The following is a 24949-nucleotide window of genomic DNA, read 5'->3' on the forward strand; positions in this document are numbered from 1 at the left end:
CGTGTCACTGATCAACGGCGCTATGGATCTACGCGTCTACGGTCGGTTCTCGCCGATCACCTGTACCGCTCGCGCGATCTGCTCCTCGGCCAGATCCGCGCGGGCGGTCAGCCGCAGCCGGGACACCCCGTCGGGCACGGACGGCGGGCGGAAGCAGCCCACGCCCACTCCCGCGGCCCGGCAGTCCGCCGCCCAGCGCACAGCCCCCTCCGGGGACGGCGCGCGCACGGAGACCACGGCCGCGTCCGGCCGTACCGCCGACAGCCCCTCCGCCGTCAGCCGGGTGTGAAGCTCACGCGCCACCGCACGCGCCCGTGCGGCCCGTTCGGGCTCGCGGCGCAGCAGGGTGAGGGCCGCGAGGGCCGCGCCCGCCGCGGCGGGGGCGAGACCGGTGTCGAAGATGAACGTACGGGCCGCGTTGACGAGGTGCTCGATCACCCGGGCGGGTCCCAGCACCGCACCCCCCTGGCTGCCGAGCGACTTCGACAACGTGACCGTCACGACGACGTCAGGCGCGCCCGCCAGTCCGGCCGCGAACGCCGACCCCTGCCCGCCCTCGCCCAGAACTCCCAGCCCGTGCGCGTCGTCGACGACCATCCCCGCGCCGAACTCCCGGCAGACTGCGGCGAGTTCGGCCAGCGGTGCGGCGTCCCCGTCGACCGAGAAGACAGTGTCGGACACGGCGACGGCCGGCCCGGTGTGGGTACCGAGTGCCTTGCGGAAGGCGTCCGGGTCGGCGTGCCCGACGACCTGGGTCGTCCCCCGGGCGAGCCGGCAGCCGTCGATCAGCGAGGCGTGGTTGCCCGCGTCCGAGACGACGAGCGAGCCGTGCGGTGCGAGCGCGGTGACCGCGGCGAGATTGGCCGCGTAGCCGGAGGAGAAGACCAGGGCGGCCTCGAAGCCGCAGAATTCGGCCAGTTCGTGTTCGAGTTCCGCGTGCAGTTCGGTGCTGCCGGTGACGAGCCGCGAGCCGGTCGCCCCGCCGCCCCAGCGCCGGGCGGCCCGGGCCGCGCCCTCGGTGACCTCGGGGTGGCGGGCCAGGCCCAGATAGTCGTTGCTCGCGAGATCGAGGAGCGGGGAGTCGGCGGGGCGAGGCCGTAGCGTCCGTACGAGCCCGGCGCGGCGGCGCGCCTCGGCCTGCTCGTCGATCCAGCCGAACGCCATGAGTCCTCCGGGCAACTATGTGTTTGTAGGCAGTGGACAGACCCTAACCGGACCCTCTGACACCCATGATGTGGCAATACCCACACGTCGAAGCCCCTCTCTTGTACGAACTCTCCTTTCCCTCAGCCCGCCCCATACGTCAGGATCGGCTCCCATGGACCTGCTGACGACGCTGGTGGACAAAGGGCTGCGGCGCGAGCTGCCGACCCGCGAAGAGGCGCTGGCCGTGCTGGCCACCTCCGACGACGATCTCCTCGATGTGGTGGCCGCGGCCGGGAAGGTGCGCCGGCACTGGTTCGGGCGGCGGGTGAAGCTCAACTATCTGGTCAACCTGAAGTCCGGTCTGTGCCCCGAGGACTGCTCCTACTGCTCCCAGCGCCTCGGCTCCACCACCGGCATCCTGAAGTACACCTGGCTCAAGCCGGACGAGGCCTCCAAGGCCGCCGCCGCCGGGCTCGCCGGGGGCGCCAAGCGGGTCTGCCTGGTGGCGTCAGGGCGCGGCCCGACGGACCGGGACGTGGACCGGGTCGCCGGCACCATCAAAGCGATCAAGGACCAGAATGAGGGCGTCGAGGTGTGCGCCTGCCTCGGGCTGCTCTCCGACGGCCAGGCGGAGCGGCTGCGCGAGGCGGGCGCCGACGCCTACAACCACAACCTGAACACCTCCGAGGCCACCTACGGCGACATCACCACCACCCACACCTACGAGGACCGGGTGGACACGGTCCAGAAGGCGCACGCGGCCGGGCTGTCCGCCTGCTCGGGCCTGATCGCGGGCATGGGCGAGAGCGACACGGACCTCGTCGACGTCGTCTTCTCCCTCCGCGACCTCGACCCGGACTCGGTTCCGGTCAACTTCCTCATCCCGGTCGAGGGCACCCCGCTGGCAAAGGAGTGGAACCTCACCCCGCAGCGCTGTCTGCGCATCCTGGCGATGGTCCGGTTCGTGTGCCCGGACGCGGAGGTGCGGATCGCGGGCGGCCGTGAGGTGCATCTGCGCTCGATGCAGCCGCTCGCCCTGAACCTGGCCAACTCGATCTTCCTCGGCGACTACCTCACCACCGAGGGCCAGGCCGGCCAGGCCGACCTCGACATGATCGCCGACGCCGGTTTCGAGGTCGAGGGCTCCGACCAGGTGACCCTTCCCGAACACCGGGTGGCCGGCGGCGGCTGCGGCGCGTCATCGTCGTCGCCGGGGGCGTGCGGCACGGAGGCGGGCTCCTGCGCTTCGGACGCGGCGACGCCCGAACCCCGTACCGACCTGGTGACCGTACGCCGCCGAGGTGCCGGAACGGACCTCGCGCCCAATGCCTGACCTGCCCCTGTCCGAACTGCTCGACCTGGACCGGCGGCACGTCTGGCATCCGTACGGGCCCATGCCGGGCCGTGTCGAACCGCTCGTCGTGGAGTCGGCGAGCGGGGTGCGGCTGCGGCTCGCGGACGGTTCGGGCGAGCTGGTCGACGGGATGTCGTCCTGGTGGTCGGCGATCCACGGCTACAACCACCCGGTGCTCAACGAGGCGGCGCGCGAGCAGCTGTCGCGGATGAGCCACGTGATGTTCGGCGGGCTCACCCACGAGCCCGCCGTACGGCTGGCGAAGCTCCTTGTCGACCTGTCGCCGGACGGACTTGAGCACGTCTTCCTGGCCGACTCGGGGTCGGTGTCGGTCGAGGTCGCGGTCAAGATGTGTCTGCAGTACTGGCGTTCGGTGGGCCGGCCGGCGAAGCAGCGCCTGCTGACCTGGCGCGGCGGCTACCACGGCGACACCTGGCAGCCGATGTCCGTGTGCGACCCCGAGGGCGGGATGCACGAGCTGTGGCAGGGCGTCCTGCCCCGCCAGGTCTTCGCCGACGCGCCGCCCACGGAGTACGACGAGTCGTACGCCGATCACCTCCGCTCGACGATCGAACGGCACGCCGACGAACTGGCCGCCGTGATCGTCGAGCCGGTGGTGCAGGGCGCGGGTGGGATGCGATTCCATTCCCCCGCCTATCTGCGGGTACTGCGCGAGGCGTGCGACGCGTACGGCGTGCTGCTCGTGTTCGACGAGATCGCGACCGGGTTCGGGCGCACAGGCACGCTGTTCGCGGCGGAGCACGCGGCGGTGACCCCTGATGTGATGTGCGTGGGCAAGGCGCTGACCGGCGGTTATCTGACGATGGCGGCGACGCTGTGCACGGCACGGGTGGCCGACGGTATCTCTCGCGGGGAGGTCCCGGTGCTCGCCCACGGTCCGACCTTCATGGGCAACCCCCTGGCGGCGGCGGTGGCCTGTGCCTCGATCGGCCTGCTGCTCGACCAGGACTGGCGGGCGGAGGTCAAACGGATCGAGGCCGGACTCCGGGACGGGCTCGCGGGGGCCGCAGGCCTTCCCGGCGTCCGGGACGTGCGTGTGCTGGGCGCGATCGGAGTGGTGCAGCTCGACCACGAGGTGGACATGGCGGCGGCCACGGCGGCGGCCGTACGCGAGGGCGTATGGCTGCGGCCGTTCCGCGATCTCGTCTACACCATGCCGCCGTACGTCACTGGCGACGCGGACGTGGCCCGGATCGCGCGCGCGGTGTGCGCGGCGGCGCAGGAGGGGTGAGCGTGCCGATCCACCCGGTGGCGGTGCTCACGCCGCCGCAAACAGGAGTGCGCCCGCACGAGCGCGGCGCCGCCCACGAGCCCTTGTGCCGCCTGAGCACGGCGCACGCGACGGCGAGGGAAGGACGAACATGCCGATCCTGGTGATCACGGGGACGGGCACGGAGATCGGCAAGACCGTCACCACTGCCGCCGTCGCCGCCACGGCTCTCGCGGCAGGACGCACGGTGGCGGTGCTCAAGCCCGCGCAGACAGGGCTACGTCCGCACGAGCGCGGTGACGCCGACGAGGCCGCGCGGCTCGCGGGTGACGTACGGACCCTCGAACTCGCCCGCTATCCGGACCCGTTGGCCCCGGCGACGGCAGCCCGACGAGCCTCGCTGCCACCGGTGCGGCCGGCCGAGGTGGCGGAGGCCGCCGCCAAGCTGGCCGCCGAGTACGACGTGGTGCTGGTGGAGGGCGCCGGCGGGCTGCTCGTACGGTTCGACGACGAGGGCGGAACCCTGGCCGACGCGGCCGAGTTGCTGGCCGCGCCGGTACTCGTCGTCGCGTCGGCGGGCCTGGGCACCCTCAACGCGACAGAACTGACGGCCCGTGAACTGTCCCGCAGAGAGCTCCACTTGACGGGCGTGGTCATCGGCAGCTGGCCGGACTCCCCTGACCTGGCGGCCCGTTGCAACCTGGCCGACCTGCCGACGGTCGCCGGGGCCCCTCTGTCCGGAGCGCTGCCTGCGGGGGTGGGGACACTCCCCCCGGCCGACTTCCGCACGACGGCAGCAAGTTGGCTGGCCCCAAGCCTGGGCGGAACATGGGACGCGTCGGAATTCCGGACACGAGAGGCGCCCCGCCTTCAGGGGCGCGGGGAACTGCGCGACAAGCCCCCACCGGCGGAAAGCCAACTCACAACCCCACCTCCCCCAGCAACCGCACCAACTCAATCCGCGAACGAATCCCCAACCGCGAGAACACCCCCCGCAGATGGTGATCAATCGTGCGCGGACTCAACGCCAACCGCACAGCGATCTCCCGATTCGTCGCCCCCTCCGCAGCCATCCGCGCGACCATCAACTGCTGTGCCGTAAGACGCGCGGTGAGATCAACGGTCCCCCAACTGGCAGTCACCGGCGCCCCCAGCGCACGGAGTTCCGCCCGGGCCTGCGTCGCACAGTGCGGCGCCCCGAACGTCTCGAACGCCTCCAGCGCACTGTGCAGCCTGTCCCGCGCCTCGGTCCGCCGGCGCAGCCGACGCAACGCACTGCCGAACAACAGCTCCGTACGGGCACGTTCGAAGTCACGCGTGCCGTGAGCGTGCAGGTCGAGGGCGGTGCGGTAGTGGTCGACCGCTTCGGGGCCGGGGGCGAGCAGGGCGCGGCAGCGGGCGCTGAGGGCCAGGTCGTCGGAGCTGCGGACAGCGGCGGCCCAACGGTCGTAGTCGGCGTGCGCGGCCCGGGCGACGCGGGTGTCGCCGGTGCGGACGGCGGCCTCGACGTAGTGCGGGGTGGCCAGGTGCCGGATGGCGCGGTGACCGTGGCCGGGGCCGAATCCGGCAAGGGCACGCAGCCGGGCGGCGGCGCTCTCGAAGCGGCCGGTGGACAGGTCGAGGAAGGCGAGCGCCCACAGGGCGAGGGCGGCGGGCAGGCCGAGACCATGGGCGCGGGCGTGGGTGCGGGCGGCCTCGGCGCGTTCCCGGCAGACCTCGCCGTCGCCGGTCACCGCCGCGAACATGGCGAGGGCGGCCTGCAGATGGCAGGCGCCGTTGTCCTGGCCGGTGGCGTAGGCCTGCCAGAGGGCGTCGGCCGCGGCGGTTTCGGCGGCGCGTGGGCGTCCGGTCCAGAAGTCGGCGTAGGCCCTGAACTCCATGGCCTGCGGGACGGTCACCGTCTCGCCCCGGGCGCGGGCGGAGGCGGCGGCCCGTACGGTGGCGCGTTCGGCGCCGGAGTGGTCGCCGAGGAGCAGTGCGGCGATGCCGGAGTGGATGAGCAGGGTGGGGTCGCCACCGGGACCGCAGCGCCCGGCGGCGGCCTTGAGGAGGTTGCGGGCGTCCTCGTACCGTCCCTCGACGGCGGCGGCGAGTCCCGCGAGGGTGCCGGGCGGGATGACGCCGAGCCGTGCGGCCACGGTGGCCGCCTCCCGGCAGCGGCGGAGGTCGCCGGTGTAGACGGCGGCCTCGGTGGCACGTGCCAACAGGTGCACAGCGGTGTCCAGGGCGGGGTTGGGGACCTGGTACGACGACTGTGAGTCCGGGTGCGGGTACCGGGAGCCGTACGGGTAGGTGCCGTCCGGCAGGCCGGAGCCCGGCCCTTGATCCCCGGCGGAACGATTCAGCACACTCCCCTGCTCCAGCGCGGCCCTCGCATGCCTGACCGCGGCCGTCAGCAGCCCGTCGAACGCCTCGGTCGCGTTGCCCGACCGCAGGGCGAGCATGCCGTTCAGCGCGCTCTCGTCCGAGGCGGAGACCAGGCCGCGGGCCCGGTCGCCGTCGCCGCGGTGCCAGGCGTCGGCGGCGGCCCGGGAGAGCAGCCGGGACCGTTCGCGAGGGTCGGGCGAGAGGGCGGCGGCGCGCTCGCCGAGGGCGCCGGCCAGGAGATGGTCGCCCAGCTCACGGGCCTCGTGCGCGGCGGCCCCCAGCTCGGCGGCGAGCCGTGCGCTGGGGCCGAGGGCGCCGGCGCCCCGGTGCCAGGAGCGCCGGGGCGTCTCACCGTCGCCGTGCAGTACGCGGGCCAGCAGTCGGTGCGCGTCCCGCCGGTCCGCCGAGGACCCGGACTCATAGGCCGCGATGCGTGTCCACGCGTCGCGGAAGACGACTCCGCTCGCCGTCGCGTGCGCGATCCCGGCGGCCTCGGCGGCTTCGAGGGCCCGGGTGTCGAGGTGGGCCGCGGCGACCGCGCGCAGGAAGGCGTGGGTCGCCACCGGGTACTGGTCGGCGGCGGCGAGGAGGAGGACCAGCCGGGTGTCGTCGGGCAGGGCGCGGATCTCCAGGCGGTGTGCCCGCAGCAGTTCGGGCGCGAGCGCGGCGGGTTCCGCCGGGAGCGGGTCGAGGCCCGCCGCCTGCCGTTCAGTGAGGAGCGGCACGAGTTCGGCGGCGGCACGCGGATCGCCGTACGCGGCGCGGAGGACGCGCACGCGGACGCCTTCGGGTAGTGGAGGGCCGAGCTGCTGCCACGCGTCCGTGAGCTGCGGTGGCGAAATGCGCGGCTGAGGCGGGGGATTCACCGAGGTCACCACACAACTCACGTTACTGGCGAGTTACAAGGCGCGTAAAGACCGGCGATTTCACCGATGCGGCGCGCGTAGACCCGGCCTGACACTCCAGCCAACCCCACGCATATCAGGAGGCACCATGCAGCGACGCATGCGACGCATCACGGCGGCTGTCTCGGCCGCCGTGTCCGCGATGCTTCTGTCCCTCTCGCTCTCCGCCACCCCCGCCCAGGCCGCCACCCACAATCCGATCGTCTTCGTGCACGGCATCAGCAGCTCGTCGAGCAGCTGGAACGACTGGGTAGCCGACTTCAAGGCCGACGGCTACACGGCCTCCGAGCTGGACGCCTGGTCGTACTCGTGGTCCCAGTCGAACGTCACCACGGCCCAGCAACTGGCCACCGAGGTCAAGCGGGTGCTGGCCGCCACCGGCGCCTCGAAGGTCGACCTCGTCGTCCACTCGATGGGCACGCTCAGCGCTCGCTACTACCTCAAGAACCTCGGCGGAACCGCGTACGTGGACGACTTCGTCTCCACGGCCGGCACCAACCACGGCACGACGCTCGCTGGGTGGTGCGCGTGGATATACACCTCGTGCTCCGAGATGAACACCGGAAGTTCGTTCCTCACCTCGCTGAACTCGGGCGACGAGACCCCGGGCAGTGTGTCGTACGCCAGTTACTGGTCCAACTGCGACGAGGCGCTCACCCCGGACACGACAGCGATCCTGAGCGGCGCCACGAATGTCGAGGTCGGCTGCATCTCGCACGACGAGATGAACAACGACCACGGCGTCTACGCGCAGGTCCGCGACTTCATCGCCTGATCCCGCCGGATACTGCCGGACACGGCCGGAGACTGCCGATGCGGCTGAATCCGGCCGATTCCGGTTGCTTTCTGTCGGCAGCGAGGGTGCGCGGGGCCCGTCAGAGGGACAATCGCGGTAAGGCCAGTCCTCCCCAGGAGGTCCCCATGCCGCTACGGTCCGCCTCGGGCTCCGGCAAGGTGCCGCGGGATCCCGTGCACCATCCGCTGTTCGCCCGCTACTACGCCCGGCTCAGTGTGGCCGCCGAGACCCGGATGGGTCTGGGCGCCGTACGGGGCCGGCTCCTCGCCGGGCTTTCCGGGCGGGTGATCGAGATCGGCGCCGGCAACGGGCTGAACTTCGCGCACTATCCGGGCACCGTCTCGGAGGTCGTCGCGATCGAACCCGAGCGTCTGCTGCGGCAGTTGGCCGTGCAGGCGGCGATGCGTGCCGAAGTGCCGGTCGATGTCGTGCCGGGTGTCGCGGAGGCTCTGCCGGTGAAGGGGGAAGCCTTCGACGCGGTGGTGCTCTCACTGGTGCTGTGCGGTGTCCGGGACGTCTCCAGGGCGCTCAGCGAGGTACGACGGGTGCTACGGCCCGGCGGTGAGGTGCGGTTCTTCGAGCACGGTGTCGGAGGCGGGCCCACGATGCGGTTCGCACAGCGCGCCCTCGACCGCACGGTGTGGCCGGCGCTCGCCGGCGGCTGCCATCTGTCCCGGGACCCGGTCGCCGCACTGCGGGACGCCGGGTTCGAACTCGGCCCGTACCAGCGGCTGTCGCTCTCCGAGAAGGGTCCGCGGCTGCCCATCTCGTACTGCGTGACGGGCAGCGCCTGGCGCCCCTCGCCGCCGGGAACGGAACCGAAGCCGGCGCCGGACGCCTCATAGGCTCCACTGGCGCAGTTCGCGCGCGATGTCGTGCACCGAGGCGTTGCCGGTCTTCACCAGCCGGGCCAGGTCGCGCACCTGCTCGGGCGACGTGACGACCTTGACGCCGCTGGCGATGAGGTAGGCGTAGGCGACCGCGGACGCGAACAACGCGTTGGAGCGCTCCAACGCCGGTACATGCAGCAGGAGTTGGAGCAGGGCGGCGGCCCGGGCGTGCGGGTTGTCGTAGACGGGGATGTCGAATATCTCGGCCTCGTGGCGGGCGACGGCGGCGACCAGGGCGCCCCAGTCGGAGACCTGGGGGTCTCCGGGCGTCTTCCGTTCGGCGATCATGAGCAGCCAGGCGAGGTCGATCCTGAGGTTGTCCAATGGTTCAGTGACGACCTTCGCGCTTGCCCTCACGGTCCGCGCCGAACTCTTCCGCGAAGACCGACTCGTACTGCTTCATGAAGTCGGCGGCGGCCTCCACGAAGGTGTGGCCCGCCTCGCCGGTGTCGTGTTTGACCAGCTCTTCGATGTACCGGTTGACGCTCATCCCGCGGGCCAGGGCCTTGTCGCGCGCCGCCTGGGCGGTGCCCTCGTCCACCCGGACGTTCAGCTGAGTCTTCGCCATACCTAGACGCTAGCGCGTATGTGCTAGCACCGACAAGAGGGCATCCGGAGTGAAAAGGGATACCGAGTGTGCGCCCCGTCACACTACGCTCGGCCGGGACAAGGAACGAGGGACGTCGGGACGACATCGGGCCGTCCACGACCAGCAAGCCACCGAAGGAGGCAGCCTTGTCCACACCTGCTGCGGAACACGCCCCCGGGCACCCGGAGGCGGACGGGACCGCGGCCCGCGCCCGCGCGCTGACCAAGGCGTACGGCACGGGCGAGACGACCGTGCTGGCCCTCGACTCGGTCGACGTGGACATCGCGCGCGGGCGCTTCACCGCGGTCATGGGGCCCTCGGGGTCGGGCAAGTCCACACTGATGCACTGTCTGGCGGGGCTCGACACCGTGTCGGCGGGGCAGGTGTGGCTCGGCGACACGGAGATCACGGGGCTGAAGGAGCGCGACCTGACCAGGCTGCGCCGGGACCGGATCGGGTTCATGTTCCAGTCGTTCAACCTGATCCCGACCCTGAACGCCGTCGAGAACATCACCCTGCCGATGGACATCGCGGGCCAGAAGCCCGACCAGAAGTGGCTGGACCAGGTCATCGACACGCTGGGGCTGCGGGACCGGCTCAGACACCGGCCGTCCCAGCTGTCCGGCGGGCAGCAGCAGCGCGTGGCCTGTGCCCGGGCGCTCGCCTCGCGCCCCGAGCTGATCTTCGCGGACGAGCCGACCGGCAACCTCGACTCGCGCGCCGGACTGGAAGTCCTCGCCTTCCTGCGCCAGGCCGTCGACGAACTCGGCCAGACCGTCGTCATGGTGACCCACGACCCGGGCGCCGCCGCCCACTCCGACCTGGTGCTCTTCCTCGCCGACGGACGGATCGTGGACGAGATGGCCCGGCCCACGGCGGAGGCGGTCCTGGAGCGTATGCGCCTCTTCTCCGGAGGACAGACCCAGACCTCCTCCCCCGGCGATCCGGACGCCGTCGAGGCACCTTCCCTCACCAAGCCCACCGACGAGGACTGACACCCCGTGCTGAAGGCAACGCTCAGGAGTTTCCTCGCGCACAAGGGCAGACTCCTGCTCTCCGCGCTGGCCGTCGTCCTGTCCGTGGCGTTCGTCGCGGGCAGCCTGATCTTCTCCGACACGGTCACCCGTACCTTCGACCGGCTCTTCGCCTCCACCTCCGCCGATGTCACGGTGAACCCCCGGAAGGACTTCGAGTCGTCGGTACCGTCCGGCGAGACCCTGACCCTGCCCGCCTCGCTGGCGCGGCGGGTCGCCGGTGTCGCAGGCGTGGCGGACGCCCACGCGGACGCGTCCGTCGAGAACATCACGGTCGTCGACGACCACGACAAGTCGGTGTCACCGACCTCGGGTGCCCCCACGATCGCCACCGACTGGTACCGCACCGACCGCAGCCCCGTCGAACTCACCTCCGGACATCTCCCCCGGGGTGACGGCGAGGCGCTGCTGGACGCGGACACCGCCGACAGCAAGGGCGTGGGCATCGGCGACAGGCTCACCGTCCATGCGCAGCCGGGGTCGTTCAAGGTGAGGATCGTCGGCATCGCCACCTTCACCACCACCAACCCGGGCGCGGCGCTGCTGTTCCTGGACACGAGGACCGCGCAGACCCGGCTACTGGGTGCTCCCGACCGGGCCACGAGCATCTCGGTGACCGCCGCGAGCGGGGTGAGCGACGCCGAGCTGAAGAGCCGTATCGGCGAGCAGATCGGCACCACCGGCTACGAGTTGAAGACGGCAGCCGAACAGGCCGAGTCCGCCGCGGCCCGACTGGGCGGATTCCTCGACGTGATCAAGTACGTGATGCTGGGCTTCGCCGGTATCGCGGTGCTCGTCGGGGTCTTCCTGATCGTCAACACCTTCTCGATGCTGATCGCCCAACGCACCCGCGAACTGGGCCTGTTGCGGGCCCTCGGCGCCGACCGCCGGCAGGTGCGCCGGTCCGTACTCACGGAGGCGGTACTGCTCGGTCTGGTCGGCTCGACGCTCGGCCTCGCCGCCGGGATCGGGCTGGCGACCGGGCTGATCCAGCTGTTGAGCGCGATCGGCATGGACCTCAGGTCGGCCGACATGGTGGTGAGTTGGGTGACTCCCGTGTCGTCGTACGCCGTCGGCCTCGGGGTCACCTTCGTGGCGGCCTATCTGCCGGCCCGCCGTGCCGCGGTGGTCTCCCCCATGGCCGCGCTCCAGGACGCCGAGATCGCGGGCGTGGGGCGGCCGTTGCGGGTACGGGCGGTGGTCGGCGCGATCGTCGGGGCCCTCGGGGCCGCCGCACTCGTGGGCTGCGCCACGGCCACGGAGACGTCGACCTCCGCCTCCCTGCTGGGACTCGGGGTCGTGTTCACCCTCGTCGCGACGGTGATCGCCGGCCCCCTGCTGGTCCGGCCGGTCATCCGGGTCCTCGGCGGCGCGTTCCCGGTGCTCTTCGGGCCGGTCGGCCGGATGAGCCAGCGCAACGCCCTGCGCAACCCCCGCCGTACGGGGGCCACGGCCGCCGCGCTGATGGTGGGCCTCGCTCTGGTCGGCGGGATGTCCGTGGCCAGCGCCTCGATGAGCAAGTCCTTCGACGAACAGATCGACAAAACACTGGGCGCCGACTTCGTCCTCCAGAACGACAACCGCGTGCCGTTCCCCCGGGAGGTCACCGACAAGGTGCGGGCCACGGACGGTGTCGGTCTCGTCGTACGGCAGCGGTTCGTACCGGTCGCGGTACGCCTCCCGGACGGCAAGCGCCTGGAGACGACGGCCGCCGGGTACGACACTCGGCTCGACGACGTCGCCCATGTCGCCTACGCGCGGGGCGACACGGCCGCCGCACTCGCCGACGGCCACCTGGCGATGTCCGCCGGCTACGCGAAGGACCACGACGTTCGCGTCGGCACGGTCCTGCCGGTGGAGTTCCCGGACGGCGGCCGGACCGAGCTGACGGTCGGCGCCCTCACCGACCAGGACAGCGCCGACGGGTTCGGGACGCAGGGCGGGATCTACTTCGGGATCGCCGTCGCCGAGCGGTACCTGCCCGGTGGCCAGGATTCCGCGCTGTACGTCAACGCCACGGCCGGCACGAGCGCCGACAGGCTGCGGCCCGCGCTGGAGCGAACGCTTGACCCGTATCCGCAGATCAAGGTGCGTGACCAGGCCGACTACAAGGAACTGATCCGCAACCAGATCGCCGTACTGCTCTACCTCGTGTACGCGCTGCTGGGGCTCGCGATCGTCATCGCGGTGCTCGGCGTGGTCAACACCCTCGCCCTGTCGGTGGTGGAGCGGACGCGTGAGATCGGACTGCTGCGGGCCATCGGACTGTCCCGGCGGCAGCTGCGCCGGATGATCCGGCTGGAGTCGGTGGTGATCGCCGTCTTCGGTGCGGTGCTCGGGCTCGGACTCGGGCTGGTGTGGGGCGTGTGCATCCACCGGGTCCTGGCCCTCCAGGGCATGAAGGCGCTGGCGATTCCCTGGGGCACGATCGTCCTGGTGGTCGTGGGCTCGGCGGTGGTCGGCATCGTGGCCGCGCTGCTGCCCGCGTTGCGCGCGTCCCGGATGAACGTGCTGGCGGCGATCGCGCACGAGTGAAGGGCGGCGCGCCTGGGCTCGGCGGGTGCTCGGGTGCGGGTGCTGTGTGGCTGGGCGCGCAGTTCCCCGCGCCCCTTTGGTAGGGGCCTGCGGCCCCACCAAAGGGCGCGAACGGGCCCGTGGTGGGTGCAGTCGTGTGCCGCCGATCGGGTTGTGCCCATGGCGCCGTGCAGAGCGGGAAGTGACTGCTGATCAGGCGGTCAAATGCCTGGTCAGTGTGCTGGTGCTAGCTCCGGGGCGGCGGCCTGACGGCGGGTCGGGTGCCGCCGTGCGGGTCAGTCGGGTGGGTGGCTCGAGTGGTGGGGCGCGCGCATCTGACTGACGGTGGATCACGTCGAGGCCGGGTCTCATCAGCTGACATCACGTCAGCGCCCCGGTCGCGGCGGAAGGACTTCGACCATGCGCTCTGCCCGCCTGCTCCTCGCTACCGCGACGGCCACAGCCGCTCTCGCGATCGCCGCGCCCGGCGCGTTCGCTGCCGACGGCGGCGACTGGGACCACGGTGACTCTTCCTACAGCAAGGAGCACGACAAGGACAGCATGCACGACAAGCCGAACGGTGGAATGCACACGGGTGGCGGTGCGCTCACCGCGGTGAACGAGGGCGACTGGAGCAAGGGCGACAGCGCCGACGAGAGCAAGAAGGGCGACTGGGACGCCGACAAGTCCGACAAGTCCAGCAAGGAGGAGCAGAGCACGGGCTCCTGGGACTCCAGCGACAAGCAGGAGGAGAGCGGCAAGGGCGACTGGAGCGGCAAGCACGAGAAGCCCAGCGGTGGCATGCACACCGGTGGCGGCGCGCTCGCGTCCCCGGGTGTCACGGCCGGCGGGATGGCGGCCCTGGCGCTCGTCGGCGCCGGTGCGTTCGCGATGCGCCGCAGGAATGCGGCCGACGGGGTGTCCTGACCGATGCCTGACATAGCAGCCGGGGCCGTCGCGTGCGCACATCCACCTGTGCGCACTGCGGCGGCCCGGCCGGTTTTCCTCCGCTCCGTCTTCAGCCGCTCCCGCTGCCCTGTCTTCCGTCTGCGCTGATTCCGTTCAGCTGTGTTCCCGTGAGGTGGTTCCCAATGGCAACCCGGTTGCCTTCCCCTGTCGGGGCCGAGTCCGTGTCGTCCGGGCGGTCCCTCGTGCGTCTGGTCGCGTGGGCCGTCGTACTGCTGATCCCGGTGTTCTTCCTCTTCTCCGGAAACGACGAGTCGGCCGACGACTCCCGCGCGCCCCGCGCCGCCGCGGCCCCCGCTCCCGCCTCGTCGACCGCGCCGAAGTCCTCGGCCACCCTGCCGGCCGGAAAGCATCTGCCGCGGGCCCGTCCGACGCGGCTGCTCATTCCGGCCATCGACGTGAACGCCCCCTTCGTCGGCCTCGCCATCGGCGCCAACGGCCACCTCGAACCACCGCCCGCCGACGACATCAACCTGGTCGGCTGGCAGGCGGACGGCGTGTCCCCGGGAGAGGCCGGGACGGCGATCATCGCCGGGCACGTCGACACAACGACCTCCGCCGCGGTCTTCGCGGGGCTCAGCGAGCTGAAGAAGGGGAACCGCTTCTCCGTCAACCGCTCCGACGGACGTACCGCCGTCTTCGTGGTCGACAGTGTCGAGACGTTCGCGAAGGACGACTTCCCCGACCAGCGCGTGTACGCGGACACCCCGCAGGCCCAGGTCCGGCTGATCACCTGCGCCGGCGACTACGACCACTCGGTGCGGGACTACACCGACAACCTCGTGGTCTTCGCCCATCTCGTCTGACCCGTCGGCGTGCGGCTGGGGCCCACCTGGGGGATCAGCGGTGGCGAGCCGGAACACCCGCTCCTAGCTTCGGCATATGACCAGACGACAGATCACCCACCTCGTATGCGCCGCGGCTGTCGTGGCGTCGGGCCTGGGTGCCGCGGCGCCGACGGACCACCGTACGGCGCGTCAGGAAGTCCGAACCCACCGGGTACAGCCCGGTGAATCGATCCAGCAGGCGGTGGACGCCGCCCGGCCGGGGGACACCGTTGTCCTCTCCCCCGGCACCTACCACGAGAGCGTCCGCATCACGGTGTCGGACCTGACGCTGCGGGGCTCCGTCGCCGGACCCGCCGTCATCGTGCCCGGCCCGGCCTCCGCGAGCAGCACCTGCGCCACCGCGGGCAACGGCATCTGCGTGACCGGCACGAAGAGCAGTCCGGTCAAGCGCGTCACCCTGCGCTCGCTGACGATCCGGGGCTTCGCCAAGAACGGCCTGTGGGCGTCGTGGACCGATCAGCTGAAGGTCCGACACGTCACCTCCGAGCAGAACGGGCAGTGGGGCCTCGCCCAGGAGAGGTCCGTACGCGCCGTCTTCAGCCACAACGTCGCCGAGCGCAACGGCGACGCCGGGCTCTTCGTCGCCAACACCGTCGACCGGGAGGACGGCGCCCAGGACACCGAGGGCACCGCGATCGACCACAACCGGCTGCTCGGCAACCGCGTCGGCATCACGGTGCGACGCCTGCGGAACCTGACCGTCGACCACAACGAGGCGACCGGCAACTGCACCGGGGTGTTCGTCGTCGGCGACGAGGGCACGCCACGCGCCGGGGCGATGACCGTGAGCCGGAACCACATCCACGCCAACAACAAGCTGTGTCCGAAGACCCCCCGACTGCCCTTCCTGCAGGGCTCGGGCATCGTCCTCACCGGCACCGAGAAGACCCTGGTGACGAAGAACAGGGTCGAGGACAACGTGGGCACCTCCCCGCTGTCGGGCGGCATCGTGCTGTTCAAGAGCTTCGTGGGCGCCCTCAACGAGAACAACGAGATCCGCGACAACGTGGTGCTGCACAACAGCACGGCAGACCTCGTCGACGGGGACCCCGGCAGGAACAACACCTTCCGCGGCAACACCTGCGGGGTCTCCGAACCCGCCGGAATGTGCTGACCGACCGGCGCCCCATCCACCCCACCCGTCCCACCCCCAGACGGCACCACCAGAGAGGCGAGGCAGCACATGACGACCGTTGATCCGGCTCCCCCCACTCCACAGGCCCTCCCCGCTCCCCCGGCATCCATGCGGCTGAGGGAACTCGTGTTCGGGGCGGCCTGCGCCGCCGCCGTACGCGCCGCCGCCCGGCTGGGCGTCGCGGACGCCCTCGACGACACGCCCACGACCGTCGAGGACCTCGCGGCGGCGGTGAAGACCCAGCCCCACACCCTCAGGCGGCTGCTGCGCGCGCTGTCCTGCCAGGGCGTCTTCGCGGAGCGCCCCGACGGCACCTTCGTCCACACGGAGATGTCCCGGCTGCTGCGCGAGGACGACCCGCACAGCCTGCGGTACATCGCGCTGTGGTGCACCGAGCCGTGGACGTGGAACGTCTGGCCGAAGCTGGACGAGGCGGTGCGCTCCGGCCGCAACGTCTTCGAGGACATGTACGACAGGGAGTTCTTCGCGTATCTGAACGAAGAGGCCCCCGAGTCGGCGTACGTCTTCAACCGGGCCATGACGACGTCCAGCGAGCAGTCCGCGCGGGACGTCGCGAACCTGCTGGACCTGAGCGGGGTGTCCTCGGTCGCCGACATCGGCGGCGGTCAGGGACAGGTCGTGGCCAGCCTGCTGGAGAAGCACCCCGGGATGCACGGCACGCTGCTCGACCTGCCCGGAGTGGTGGAGAACGCCGACCCGCGGCTGCGCGACGGAGGTTCGCTGTCCGCGCGGGTGAGCGTCGTGGCCGGGGACTGCCGGGAGGACATCCCCGTGCAGGCGGACGTCTACATCATCAAGAACATCCTGGAGTGGGACGACGAGAGCACCCGCCGGGCGCTGGCGAACGTCCGCAAGGCGGCGCGGCCCGGTGCCCGGGTCATCGTGATCGAGAACCTCGTGGACGACACTCCGTCGATGAAGTTCACGACCGCCATGGACCTGCTGCTGCTCCTCAATGTCGGCGGTGCGAAGCACACCCGACAGAGCATGGTCGACCGGCTGACGGACGCGGGCCTGGTCATCGGTGAGATCCGCCCGGTCAACGCGTATCTGCACGCCTTCGAGTGCACTGTCCCCGGCTGACCCCTCGTCACAGTCGAAACCCCGAGGCCGGTACCGCGAATGTCGCGGTACCGGCCTCGGGGTTTCGCACGCCGCTCGCGTTGCTCAGGAGCCGGCGCCGCGCTCCCACTGGTAGAAGCAGCGCGCCATGGCGTCCTTGGGGCTGCGCCACGTCTGCGGGTCGTACGCGGAGACGTACGCCGACAGCTTGTCGCTGACGCTTCGGAACTCGGGGTGGCCGGCCACCTTCGCGATGGCGGGCCCCGGATCCTGGTCGGCCTCGATGAAGTGCATGTACACGTCGCCGTACTGGAAGAGGCTGCGGCGGGTGACACCGACGAGGTGCGGGAGTTCACCGCTGTCGGAGGCGGCGAACAGGTCGGCGATCGCAGGTGCCGAGCCGGGTGCCATGCGGGCGACGATCAGGGCGTGATGCATCGGGGTGTCCTTTCTGAGCCGGTGGCTCAGCGGGGCAGGGGGGCGTTCTGGCGGTCGCGGGCGACCTGCTCGATCCGGTCCCGGATGAGCGCCATCTGCGTACGGGAGTTTCGGTTGATGTTGTCCGTCATCCAGTCGTCGTCGACCGGGGCGTCGGGCTTCATCGCGAAGTCCTGCGTCCAGCGCATCTGGGTGCCGCCGGGCAGCTCCGTGTACTCCCACAGGATGTTCATGTGGGCGAAGGGGCCCGTCTCCACCCGTCGGGCCCGGACGGTCCGGTTGGCGCGGTCCACGGTGCGTTCGGAGACCCAGCTCCAGACCTTGCCGTTGTCGTCCGGGTACATGGTGAGGCGGAAGGCCGTCGTGTCGCCCTCGCGGGAGAGCACTTCGAGGGACGAGTACTCGGTGAAGAGCCGGGGCCAGTTCTCGATGTCGTTGGTGATGTCCCAGACGAGGTCGAGCGGGGCGTCGACGGTGATGCTGTTCTCGGTGTGTCCGGCCACTTCAGGCTCCAGCCTTGAGGGTGCTGTTGACGAGGTCGAGGAACTCCTGGGGCGTCTTGCAGCGCTCCGAGTCGGGGGGCAGCGAGCGGCCGTACTGGTTCTCCAGTTCGCCGACGATGCCGAGCAGGCCGAGCGAGTCGAGGCCGAGGATCCCGAAGGGGGTGTCCGAGGCCCGTTCCAGTTCCCGGGCGTCGACGGTGACTCCGGCGCCCCTCTTTATGAGGGTGGCCAGTTCGTCGTAGGTCAGTTGGGTGGTGAGCATGCGGTGTTCTCCTTCCCGCCCGGTGCTATCGGGCGGAGTCGTCCGAGCGGCGCACGACCAGCGCCGCGTTGGAACCCATCAGTCCCCGGCTGAGGACCAGGGCCGTGCGCGGCTCGGCGGGGCGAGCGCGGGACATCACCAGGTCGAGGTCGTGGCAGATGTCGAACACGTTGGGGGTGGGTGGGATCAGGCGGTGCTCCATGGCGAGCACCGCGGCCGCGATGTCCAGCACGGGCGCCCCGCAGTAGGCGCGCCCGATGCCGGTCTTGGGCGCCGTGACGGGGACCCTGGTGCCGTGCGCGCCGAGGGCGTCGGTGATGGCCAGCGCTTCCGCGCGGTCCGCCTCCGGCACGCCCAGGGCGTCGGCGAACACGACGTCGATCTCCTCCGGGGCGCAGCCGGCCTCGTCGAGGGCGCCCCTGATCGCGTGGGCGAGCCCCTCTCTGGACCGCTCCCAGCGGGAGGCGCCGGTGAAGGTGGCGGCGTGGCCGGCGACGGTGGCTCGGACGGCCGCCCCCCGCTCCCGGGCGCGGTTCTCGTCCTCGACGACGAGCATGGCGCCGCCCTCCGCGGGAACGAAGCCGCAGGCGCCCTTGGTGAAGGGGCGGTAGGCGCGGGCCGGGTCCTCGACGGTGCTGAGCTCGGCGTATCCGAGCTGGCAGACCATGGAGTAGGGGGCGAGGGGCGCCTCGGCGCCGCCGACGAGGACGGCACCGGTTCCGCGTCCCACGGCCCGGGCGGCGTGCGCGACGGCGTCCAAGCCGCCGGCCTCGTCGCTGGCGACCACTCCGCACGGTCCCTTGAAGCCGCCCCGGATGGAGATCTGGCCGGTGCTGGCGGCGTAGAACCAGGCGATGGACTGGTACGGGCCGACGTACCGGGGTCCCTGGCCCCACAGCTTCTGGAGTTCGCGCTGCCCGAACTCGCCGCCACCGGAACCGGCGGCGGTGATCACACCGATGTCGTACGGGTCCGGGGGTTCGCCCCGGGCGATCCCGGCGTCGTCGAGGGCGAGTGCGGCGGCGGCCATGGCGAAGTGGCTGAACCGGTCGGTCTGGACGAGGAACCGTTCCTCGATGAGGCCGGCGGCGTCGAAGCCCCGGACCTCACCCGCGACGCGGAGCGGCAGATGCCCGCACCCCTCCCGGGTGATCTCGTCCAGGACGACGAGGCCTTCGCCGATGGCCTTCCAGTAGGAGTCGGCCCGCAGACCGTTGGGCGCGATCACACCGATCCCGGTGATGGCCGCGCGCGAGGTGCGCCGAGTGGTCCGAGTTGTCCGGGCTGTCCGGGTGTTCCGAGCTGTCATCGGGTTCTCCCTCCCGGCCCGGTCAGCAGCACGGCCGACTGGAAGCCGCCGAATCCGCTGCCGACGGAGAGCACGTTCCTGAGCTTTCGCTGACGCGCGGTGCGCGGTACGTAGTCCAGGTCGCACTCGGGGTCGGGTGTCTCGTAGTTCGCCGTCGGCGGCACCACCTGGTGCTTGAGCGCCAGGACGCAGGCGACGATCTCGATCGCGCCGATCGCGCCGAGTGAGTGGCCCACCATGGATTTGATGGAACTCATGGGTGTGTCGTAGGCGTGCGCGCCCAGGGACCGCTTCACCGCGGCGGTCTCGTGCCGGTCGTTCTGCTTGGTGCCGGAGCCGTGCGCGTTGACGTAGTCGATCATCGTGGGGTCGAGTCGGGCCTGGTCGAGCGTGGAGTCGATCGCCCGGGCCATCTCCAGTCCCTCGCTGGTCAGACCGGTCATGTGGTAGGCGTTGCCGAAGGTGGCGTAGCCGCCGATCTCGCAGTACACGTGCGCACCGCGGGCCCGGGCGTGCTCGTACTCCTCCAGGACGAGTACCGCCGCGCCCTCGCCCATCACGAAGCCGTTGCGACGGGCGTCGAAGGGCCGGGAGGCGTGTTCGGGGTCGTCGTTGTTGTCCGACGTCGCCTTGATGGCGTCGAAGCACGCCATGGTGATCGGCGAGATCGGCGAGTCCGCCGCGCCGGCGATGCAGATGTCGGCGCGGCCCTCCTCGATGGTGTGGAAGGCGTAGCCGACCGCGTCGATCCCGGAGGTGCAGCCGGTGGAGACGGTCTGCACCGGGCCCTGTGCGCCGAACTGCTCGGCGACGACCGAGGCGAGGGTGCTCGGCGAGAACGCCCGGTGCAGTTGCTGGTCGGCGCCACGGGGGTCCACGTCCCACCGCTGCCCGCCCTCGCTGACCTGCACGTAGTCGTGTTCCAGACGGGTGGTGCCGCCGACGGCGCTGCCCAGCGAGACCGCGACGCGCCAGGGGTCCTGGGTGCCGGTGTCGAGGCCGGAGTCGCCCACGGCTTCGGCGGCGGCGACCATGGCGAACTGGATGTAGCGGTCGGCGTGCCGGCTCACGTCCGGCTCCAGGCCGTGTGCGAACGGGTCGAAGTCGCATTCGGCGGCGATGCGCGAACGCAGGCCCGCCGGATCGAACAGCGTGATACCCCGGGTCGCGGTACGGCCGCCGGAGAGAAGGTCCCAGAACGCCGTGGCGCCGGTGCCTCCGGGAGCGACCACACCGATACCGGTGACAGCCACCCGCCGGGTCACCGTATGGCCTCGCTTCGCTCGGACCGCTGTCCGTGGTCCGGAGCGAGCCGGTCCGGGCCGCCGACGGCGAACTCCGTGCCGGGTACGGCCGTTTCGGTCACCTCCGTGTCGACGTGACCGAGGCTGGGGCGGGGGGCGAGCGGGCCCAGGTGGAAGACCATGCGGGCCTCCACGTCACCGACGTTGCGGAAGCGGTGGCGTACGTCGATCGGGATCAGGAGACCCTGGTCGGGCCTGAGGGCGTGTGTCTCGCCGTTCAGGTCCACTTCGAGGGCGCCCGCGACGACGTACACGAACTCCTCGGAGTACGGGTGGTAGTGCTCGCCGATGCGCTCGCCGGGCTGGACGATCGCCAGGCCCATGAAGCCGCTGGTGGAACCCACCGTGGCGGGCGTGAGCATGGCCCGCAGGTCGCCGCCGCGTCTGCGGTTGGGTTCTGTCTCGCTCAGGTCCACGATGCATGGGTGCTGCTTGTTCATGGTTGACACCTCCGGGTGGGGCAGGGACGTCGTCCGGGCTGGGCGGGAGCGGCGCGGACAGCGCCGTGGTGGTCCGTCAGGAACGCGCCGAGCTGCGGTCGGTGACGGGCATCATGTCGGCGTGCGACAGGAGGCGGTTGAGGTTGCGCTCCGTCTCCAGGGAGCCTTCGACGCCGATGGCCGCGCCGTCGAGGAGACGCGCCAGCTCCGCCGCCTTCCCAGGACCCTTGAGGCCGAGGGAGGACATCGGGTCGGCGTCGAGCTCACGGGTGAGGTCGACGAGTCGGACAACGATGTCATCCCGCTGGAAGACGGTGCTGCCGTACACCGGGCTGGCCGGGTCGTCCGCCGCGGCCTCGTCCTGGTGGGCGAGCAGCCGGGCCAGCTCCATCCCGCGGCCTTCCTTCGCCGGGTAGTACAGCGCGTGGCGGCGCAGTCCGGCGGGTGCCTCCTCGGCAGCGACCACGTGGTGGACGGCCGGGAGCGCGGCCCGGGTGAAGAAGACCCGCGCCGAGTCGGGGTCGCTGAGGTCCCGGTCCTGTTCCAGGTACGGGTTGATGGCCTCCTCGACCGCCCGCACCTCGGGCTGGCGGGCGACGTGACGCAGCGCGGCCAGGAGATCGCCCTCGACCTCCACGGCCCGTACGACCCGGTTGCCGTGCATGAAAAGGGAGGTGCGGCGCAGCCGGGTGGTGTCGTCGACCTGGGCCTCGGGCGAGGTGTAGCCGGCCAGGAGCTCGGCGACCTTCGACTCGGAGCCCGGCTTGACGGTGAAGGTGAGGGCGTGGCGTGCGACACCGTCACCCACGCGGGCCGCCACCTGCATGCCGGCCCTGGCCGACTCCGGGGTGAGCGGGGCGTTGGGGGTCGTCTCCCGCAGGATGCTGTAGCGCATCGACCGGGTGTCCCGGACGCAGCTGTGCATCGGCCGTACGGTCTCGACGTGCTCCTCGCTGTTCACCCAGGCGAGGAAGGGCGGGGCGCTCTCCCACTCGCTGGTGATGAGCCACTGCGAGGGGTTCTCGATCGACTGGCAGAGCTGGTCACTGAGGTGACCGGGCACGGACGCGACATTGGTTCGCATGTGTTCGTACGCGTCCAGGAACTGCTGCTGGGCTCCTTCGTACAGGTCGAGCAGCAGGATCACCCGCAGCCTGGAGCCGTCGAACGCCGACTGCGATATGCGTCCCGAGATGGTCATCCGGCGCACCTCTCCTCTTCGTCGTGGAAGCCAGTGAGCGACGTCCGGGTCCGATTGCCGGGCCGCCATGAGCCGATCGTTGACGCGACTCGCCGTGTGCGCGACTCCCGCGGGGTCGGGCGAGTGAACCGTGCGCCATCCGGGTGCCTCCGGCGGGCGAAACGGCCCCCGGGGATGCACTGTGCAGGGGCATCTGCTCGCTGACCCGCGTCCCGGCCACGACCGGCAGACACTGGAGGCATTCAATGAACCGTGCGGAAGAGGCCGACGGCAAAGGCGGCCACCACACCCCCGTCCTGATCGTCGGCGGATCCCTGGTGGGCCTGTCCACCTCCCTGTTCCTCAGTCGTCTGGGGGTGCCGCACACACTCGTGGAGCGCCACTCGGGCACCTCGATCCATCCACGGGGGCGCGGAAACAACGTGCGCACCATGGAGTTGTTCCGGGTCGCCGGGGTGGAGCGGCGCATCGAGGAGGCGGCCTCGGTCCTGGCGGACAACCACGGCATCCTGCAGACGCCCGGCCTGGTGGGCGATGTCGGCGAGTGGCTGTTCAAGGAGATCGACCCCGGCGGCGGGCTCGCCCGGTTCAGCCCCAGCGGGTGGTGCCTGTGCAGCCAGAACGACCTGGAGCCGGTGCTGCTGGAGAGCGCGCGGGCGCTGGGCGGGGATCTACGGTTCTCGACCGAGCTGATGTCCTTCGAGCAGGACCCCGACGGGGTGACCGCGCAGGTCAAGAGCCGGGAGACGGGTGAGCACACCACCATCCGGGCGGACTACCTCGTCGCGGCGGACGGTCCCCGCAGCCCCGTCCGGGAGCAGTTGGGCATCGGGCAGAACGGCCCCGGCGACCTGTTCCACAACGTGAGCGTCACCTTCACCTCACGCGGCCTCGCCGACGTGGTCGGCGACCGGCGCTTCATCGTCTGCTACCTGACCAGCCCGGACGCCGACGGGGCCCTGCTGCCGGTCGACAACCGGGAGCGCTGGGTGTTCCACGCGCCCTGGCACCCCGAACAGGGCGAAACACTGGAGGAGTTCACCGACGAGCGGTGCCGGGAGCACATCCGGCGTGCCGTCGGCGTACCGGACCTGGATGTGGAGATCACCGGGCGGGCCCCCTGGCACGCCGCCGAAAGGGTCGCCGAACGGTACGCGGACCGCAGGGTGTTCCTCGCGGGCGACTCGGCCCACGAGATGTCCCCCACCGGGGCGTTCGGCTCCAACACCGGTATCCAGGACGCCCACAACCTCGCCTGGAAGCTGGCGGCCGTGCTGGGCGGCTGGGCGGGTCCCGGGCTGCTGGGGTCGTACGACCTGGAGCGCCGGCCGGTCGCGGAGGCGACGAGCGCCCGTGCCTCCGCGCGGTCCGTCGAGCACAGCCACCCCGGGTACACCCCCGCTCCCGGTGCCGGCGGCCCGGGCGGCAAGAAGGGCGGCATCCTCAACGTGGCCCTCGGATACCGCTATCCGCGCGGCGCGGTCCTGGGCGCCGATCCGACGGTCCCGGTCGTGCCCGAGGGCGTACGGCTGACCGGTGAGCCCGGGAGCAGGGCTCCCCACCTGTGGCTGAACCGCGCCGGCACCCGGATCTCCACGCTCGACCTGTACGAGAACTCGCTGGTGCTCCTCAGCTCGGCGGGCGCCGCCGCCGGATGGCACGAAGCGGCGACCGAGGTCGCGCGCCGGCTGTCGTTGCCGCTCGACTCGTACCGGATCGGCAGCGGGCCCGACGCCGAGCTGTCCCCCGCGAGTGACCTGGACTGGGCGGATGCCCACGGCGTCGGCACGGACGGAGCGGTGCTGGTCCGCCCCGACGGCTTCGTCGCCTGGCGCTCGGAAGGGCCGTCGGCGGCTCCCGAGGCGGTGTTGCGGGAGGCCCTTTCGGCGCTGCTGGACCGGCGCTGACCACTCGGACCGCTCGACTCGCTTCCGTGCACGGAAACCGGGCGTCCGTGCACGGACGCCCGCGTGAGGACCTGCTCGTGTGGGCGGGGTCCGAGGACGACCGGCTCCCCGAGGGCAGCCGTCCGGACGAGTCGCTGCGTGCGCACACGCTGTCCGCTTCCGGGGGCGATCCGGCGGTCGCCGCCGCGGATCTCGCCGCCGCCCAGGGCGCCGAGTCCCTCGCCCGGGCGTCCGTGCACGGAAACGGGTTCGCCAGAGCGCCTGCCGCTCTGCTTGGCTCACCCCATGAGTGATCTGCGCATCCGCCCCGCCACCCACGCGGACATCGAATCCGTGCTGCGGTTCTGGCGTGAGGCCGCCGAGGGAACCAGCATCAGCGACGACCGCGCCGGCGTGTCCCGACTCGTCGACCGGGACCCCGAGGCCCTGCTCCTCGCAGAGCGCGACGGAGTTCTGTCGGGCACGGTGATAGCCGGGTTCGACGGCTGGCGCTGCCATCTCTACCGGCTCGCGGTCCATCCGGAGCGGCGCCGGCAGGGCACCGGCTCGGCGCTGCTGGCCGCCGCCGAGGAGCGGTTCGTACGACTGGGCGGGCGGCGCGCGGACGCCATGGTGCTGGAGCGCAACGAGAACGGGCAGCATGCCTGGCGGGCGGCCGGGTACGGACCCGAGGAGCAGTGGCGTCGCTGGGTGAAACCCCTCACCGACTGAGCCACTTTGCGCATCC

24 protein-coding genes and 1 pseudogene are annotated in these 24949 nt (G+C 71.4%); 14 read left to right on the forward strand and 11 right to left on the reverse strand.

Annotation, left to right across the window (positions count from 1 at the left end; genetic code table 11):
* Positions 1 to 36: 36 nt before the first annotated feature.
* Complete coding sequence (locus tag QA861_RS30340) at positions 37 to 1164, reverse strand: 8-amino-7-oxononanoate synthase (protein WP_334594889.1); 1128 nt, start codon at positions 1162 to 1164, stop codon at positions 37 to 39.
* Between the two features lie 154 nt (positions 1165 to 1318).
* Between QA861_RS30340 and bioB the strand changes: the two genes are divergently transcribed.
* The 3 genes and pseudogenes from bioB to bioD all read left to right on the forward strand — a co-directional run.
* Complete coding sequence (bioB, locus tag QA861_RS30345; protein ID WP_334591867.1) at positions 1319 to 2479, forward strand: biotin synthase BioB; 1161 nt, start codon at positions 1319 to 1321, stop codon at positions 2477 to 2479.
* Positions 2472 to 3752: an adenosylmethionine--8-amino-7-oxononanoate transaminase gene (locus QA861_RS30350; protein ID WP_334591868.1), complete on the forward strand. Its 1281-nt coding sequence runs from the start codon at positions 2472 to 2474 to the stop codon at positions 3750 to 3752. Before bioB ends, QA861_RS30350 begins: the two co-directional genes overlap by 8 nt.
* A gap of 130 nt (positions 3753 to 3882) precedes the next feature.
* Positions 3883 to 4596: pseudogene (bioD, locus tag QA861_RS30355) on the forward strand (dethiobiotin synthase); the annotation flags it as partial.
* Positions 4597 to 4651: 55 nt separating this feature from the next.
* On the opposite strand, the gene QA861_RS30360 reads toward bioD, so the two are convergent.
* Complete coding sequence (locus QA861_RS30360) at positions 4652 to 6976, reverse strand: helix-turn-helix transcriptional regulator (protein WP_334591869.1); 2325 nt, start codon at positions 6974 to 6976, stop codon at positions 4652 to 4654.
* A gap of 115 nt (positions 6977 to 7091) precedes the next feature.
* Between QA861_RS30360 and QA861_RS30365 the strand changes: the two genes are divergently transcribed.
* Positions 7092 to 7778, forward strand: coding sequence for an esterase/lipase family protein (locus QA861_RS30365; RefSeq protein WP_334591870.1), 687 nt, complete (start codon positions 7092 to 7094; stop codon positions 7776 to 7778).
* Positions 7779 to 7924: 146 nt separating this feature from the next.
* Positions 7925 to 8644 carry a class I SAM-dependent methyltransferase gene (locus QA861_RS30370; protein ID WP_334591871.1) on the forward strand — a complete coding sequence of 240 codons (720 nt, stop codon included), beginning with the start codon at positions 7925 to 7927 and terminating at the stop codon, positions 8642 to 8644.
* Here the strand turns inward: QA861_RS30370 and QA861_RS30375 are convergent.
* Together QA861_RS30375 and QA861_RS30380 are read right to left on the reverse strand one after the other, a co-directional pair.
* On the reverse strand, positions 8639 to 9013 hold the full coding sequence (locus QA861_RS30375; protein ID WP_334591872.1) for a fic family toxin-antitoxin system, toxin component: 375 nt from the start codon (positions 9011 to 9013) through the stop codon (positions 8639 to 8641). The two genes, QA861_RS30370 and QA861_RS30375, sit on opposite strands and share 6 nt — an antisense overlap.
* 4 nt (positions 9014 to 9017) lie before the next feature.
* The gene (locus tag QA861_RS30380; protein ID WP_334591873.1) at positions 9018 to 9257 is read right to left on the reverse strand and encodes a toxin-antitoxin system HicB family antitoxin; all 240 of its coding nucleotides are present in this window, start codon (positions 9255 to 9257) and stop codon (positions 9018 to 9020) included.
* 167 nt (positions 9258 to 9424) lie between these two features.
* Between QA861_RS30380 and QA861_RS30385 the strand changes: the two genes are divergently transcribed.
* The 6 genes from QA861_RS30385 (at position 9425) to QA861_RS30410 (ending at position 16879) form a co-directional block, all read left to right on the forward strand.
* Complete coding sequence (locus QA861_RS30385) at positions 9425 to 10273, forward strand: ABC transporter ATP-binding protein (RefSeq protein WP_334591874.1); 849 nt, start codon at positions 9425 to 9427, stop codon at positions 10271 to 10273.
* A 6-nt stretch (positions 10274 to 10279) separates the two neighbouring features.
* Positions 10280 to 12847 (forward strand): ABC transporter permease, encoded by a 2568-nt coding sequence (locus QA861_RS30390; RefSeq protein WP_334591875.1) that lies wholly within the window; start codon positions 10280 to 10282, stop codon positions 12845 to 12847.
* 399 nt (positions 12848 to 13246) lie between these two features.
* Positions 13247 to 13753 carry a hypothetical protein gene (locus QA861_RS30395; protein WP_334591876.1) on the forward strand — a complete coding sequence of 169 codons (507 nt, stop codon included), beginning with the start codon at positions 13247 to 13249 and terminating at the stop codon, positions 13751 to 13753.
* A 164-nt stretch (positions 13754 to 13917) separates the two neighbouring features.
* Positions 13918 to 14598: a class F sortase gene (locus QA861_RS30400; protein WP_334591877.1), complete on the forward strand. Its 681-nt coding sequence runs from the start codon at positions 13918 to 13920 to the stop codon at positions 14596 to 14598.
* Positions 14599 to 14674: 76 nt separating this feature from the next.
* Positions 14675 to 15754 carry a right-handed parallel beta-helix repeat-containing protein gene (locus QA861_RS30405; protein ID WP_334591878.1) on the forward strand — a complete coding sequence of 360 codons (1080 nt, stop codon included), beginning with the start codon at positions 14675 to 14677 and terminating at the stop codon, positions 15752 to 15754.
* A gap of 69 nt (positions 15755 to 15823) precedes the next feature.
* Entirely contained in the window at positions 15824 to 16879 is a 1056-nt protein-coding gene (locus tag QA861_RS30410) for a methyltransferase (RefSeq protein ID WP_334591879.1), read from the forward strand.
* Positions 16880 to 16963: 84 nt separating this feature from the next.
* On the opposite strand, the gene QA861_RS30415 is transcribed toward QA861_RS30410, so the two are convergent.
* From QA861_RS30415 to QA861_RS30445, 7 genes are all read right to left on the reverse strand, one after another.
* The gene (locus tag QA861_RS30415) at positions 16964 to 17296 is read right to left on the reverse strand and encodes a TcmI family type II polyketide cyclase (protein ID WP_334591880.1); all 333 of its coding nucleotides are present in this window, start codon (positions 17294 to 17296) and stop codon (positions 16964 to 16966) included.
* 26 nt (positions 17297 to 17322) lie between these two features.
* Positions 17323 to 17799: an SRPBCC family protein gene (locus QA861_RS30420; protein ID WP_006380470.1), complete on the reverse strand. Its 477-nt coding sequence runs from the start codon at positions 17797 to 17799 to the stop codon at positions 17323 to 17325.
* A 1-nt stretch (position 17800) separates the two neighbouring features.
* Positions 17801 to 18061, reverse strand: coding sequence for a phosphopantetheine-binding protein (locus QA861_RS30425; protein WP_334591881.1), 261 nt, complete (start codon positions 18059 to 18061; stop codon positions 17801 to 17803).
* 25 nt (positions 18062 to 18086) lie between these two features.
* Positions 18087 to 19370 carry a ketosynthase chain-length factor gene (locus QA861_RS30430; protein ID WP_334591882.1) on the reverse strand — a complete coding sequence of 428 codons (1284 nt, stop codon included), beginning with the start codon at positions 19368 to 19370 and terminating at the stop codon, positions 18087 to 18089.
* The gene (locus QA861_RS30435) at positions 19367 to 20635 is read right to left on the reverse strand and encodes a beta-ketoacyl-[acyl-carrier-protein] synthase family protein (protein WP_334591884.1); all 1269 of its coding nucleotides are present in this window, start codon (positions 20633 to 20635) and stop codon (positions 19367 to 19369) included. The genes QA861_RS30430 and QA861_RS30435 overlap by 4 nt, the downstream gene beginning before the upstream one ends.
* Positions 20632 to 21114 (reverse strand): cupin domain-containing protein, encoded by a 483-nt coding sequence (locus QA861_RS30440; RefSeq protein WP_334591885.1) that lies wholly within the window; start codon positions 21112 to 21114, stop codon positions 20632 to 20634. Before QA861_RS30440 ends, QA861_RS30435 begins: the two co-directional genes overlap by 4 nt.
* Before the next feature lie 76 nt (positions 21115 to 21190).
* Positions 21191 to 22315: a SchA/CurD-like domain-containing protein gene (locus tag QA861_RS30445; RefSeq protein ID WP_334591886.1), complete on the reverse strand. Its 1125-nt coding sequence runs from the start codon at positions 22313 to 22315 to the stop codon at positions 21191 to 21193.
* Positions 22316 to 22560: 245 nt separating this feature from the next.
* Here QA861_RS30445 and QA861_RS30450 point away from each other — a divergent pair, with 245 nt between their 5' ends.
* Genes QA861_RS30450 through QA861_RS30460 form a run of 3 tightly spaced genes read left to right on the forward strand, consistent with a single transcriptional unit; the run spans position 22561 to position 24933 of the window.
* Positions 22561 to 24222, forward strand: coding sequence for an FAD-dependent oxidoreductase (locus QA861_RS30450; RefSeq protein ID WP_334591888.1), 1662 nt, complete (start codon positions 22561 to 22563; stop codon positions 24220 to 24222).
* A 26-nt stretch (positions 24223 to 24248) separates the two neighbouring features.
* Entirely contained in the window at positions 24249 to 24515 is a 267-nt protein-coding gene (locus tag QA861_RS30455) for a hypothetical protein (RefSeq protein WP_443041606.1), read from the forward strand.
* Positions 24508 to 24933 carry a GNAT family N-acetyltransferase gene (locus tag QA861_RS30460; protein WP_334591889.1) on the forward strand — a complete coding sequence of 142 codons (426 nt, stop codon included), beginning with the start codon at positions 24508 to 24510 and terminating at the stop codon, positions 24931 to 24933. Before QA861_RS30455 ends, QA861_RS30460 begins: the two co-directional genes overlap by 8 nt.
* Positions 24934 to 24949 lie beyond the last annotated feature (16 nt).

This window comes from Streptomyces sp. B21-083 (genome assembly GCF_036898825.1).
GTDB lineage: Bacteria > Actinomycetota > Actinomycetes > Streptomycetales > Streptomycetaceae > Streptomyces.

What these genes read in the sequence shown, in the direction of transcription:
- QA861_RS30370 (WP_334591871.1), top strand. Translation starts at nt 7,925, where the DNA reads ATGCCGCTACGGTCCGCCTCGGGCTCCGGCAAGGTGCCGCGGGATCCC.
- QA861_RS30405 (WP_334591878.1), top strand. Translation starts at nt 14,675, where the DNA reads ATGACCAGACGACAGATCACCCACCTCGTATGCGCCGCGGCTGTCGTG.
- QA861_RS30380 (WP_334591873.1), bottom strand. Translation starts at nt 9,257, where the DNA reads ATGGCGAAGACTCAGCTGAACGTCCGGGTGGACGAGGGCACCGCCCAG.
- QA861_RS30410 (WP_334591879.1), top strand. Translation starts at nt 15,824, where the DNA reads ATGACGACCGTTGATCCGGCTCCCCCCACTCCACAGGCCCTCCCCGCT.
- QA861_RS30425 (WP_334591881.1), bottom strand. Translation starts at nt 18,061, where the DNA reads ATGCTCACCACCCAACTGACCTACGACGAACTGGCCACCCTCATAAAG.
- bioB (WP_334591867.1), top strand. Translation starts at nt 1,319, where the DNA reads ATGGACCTGCTGACGACGCTGGTGGACAAAGGGCTGCGGCGCGAGCTG.
- QA861_RS30450 (WP_334591888.1), top strand. Translation starts at nt 22,561, where the DNA reads ATGAACCGTGCGGAAGAGGCCGACGGCAAAGGCGGCCACCACACCCCC.
- QA861_RS30350 (WP_334591868.1), top strand. Translation starts at nt 2,472, where the DNA reads ATGCCTGACCTGCCCCTGTCCGAACTGCTCGACCTGGACCGGCGGCAC.
- QA861_RS30415 (WP_334591880.1), bottom strand. Translation starts at nt 17,296, where the DNA reads ATGCATCACGCCCTGATCGTCGCCCGCATGGCACCCGGCTCGGCACCT.
- QA861_RS30445 (WP_334591886.1), bottom strand. Translation starts at nt 22,315, where the DNA reads ATGACCATCTCGGGACGCATATCGCAGTCGGCGTTCGACGGCTCCAGG.
- QA861_RS30395 (WP_334591876.1), top strand. Translation starts at nt 13,247, where the DNA reads ATGCGCTCTGCCCGCCTGCTCCTCGCTACCGCGACGGCCACAGCCGCT.
- QA861_RS30365 (WP_334591870.1), top strand. Translation starts at nt 7,092, where the DNA reads ATGCAGCGACGCATGCGACGCATCACGGCGGCTGTCTCGGCCGCCGTG.
- QA861_RS30400 (WP_334591877.1), top strand. Translation starts at nt 13,918, where the DNA reads ATGGCAACCCGGTTGCCTTCCCCTGTCGGGGCCGAGTCCGTGTCGTCC.
- QA861_RS30440 (WP_334591885.1), bottom strand. Translation starts at nt 21,114, where the DNA reads ATGAACAAGCAGCACCCATGCATCGTGGACCTGAGCGAGACAGAACCC.
- QA861_RS30460 (WP_334591889.1), top strand. Translation starts at nt 24,508, where the DNA reads ATGAGTGATCTGCGCATCCGCCCCGCCACCCACGCGGACATCGAATCC.
- QA861_RS30340 (WP_334594889.1), bottom strand. Translation starts at nt 1,164, where the DNA reads ATGGCGTTCGGCTGGATCGACGAGCAGGCCGAGGCGCGCCGCCGCGCC.
- QA861_RS30430 (WP_334591882.1), bottom strand. Translation starts at nt 19,370, where the DNA reads ATGACAGCTCGGAACACCCGGACAGCCCGGACAACTCGGACCACTCGG.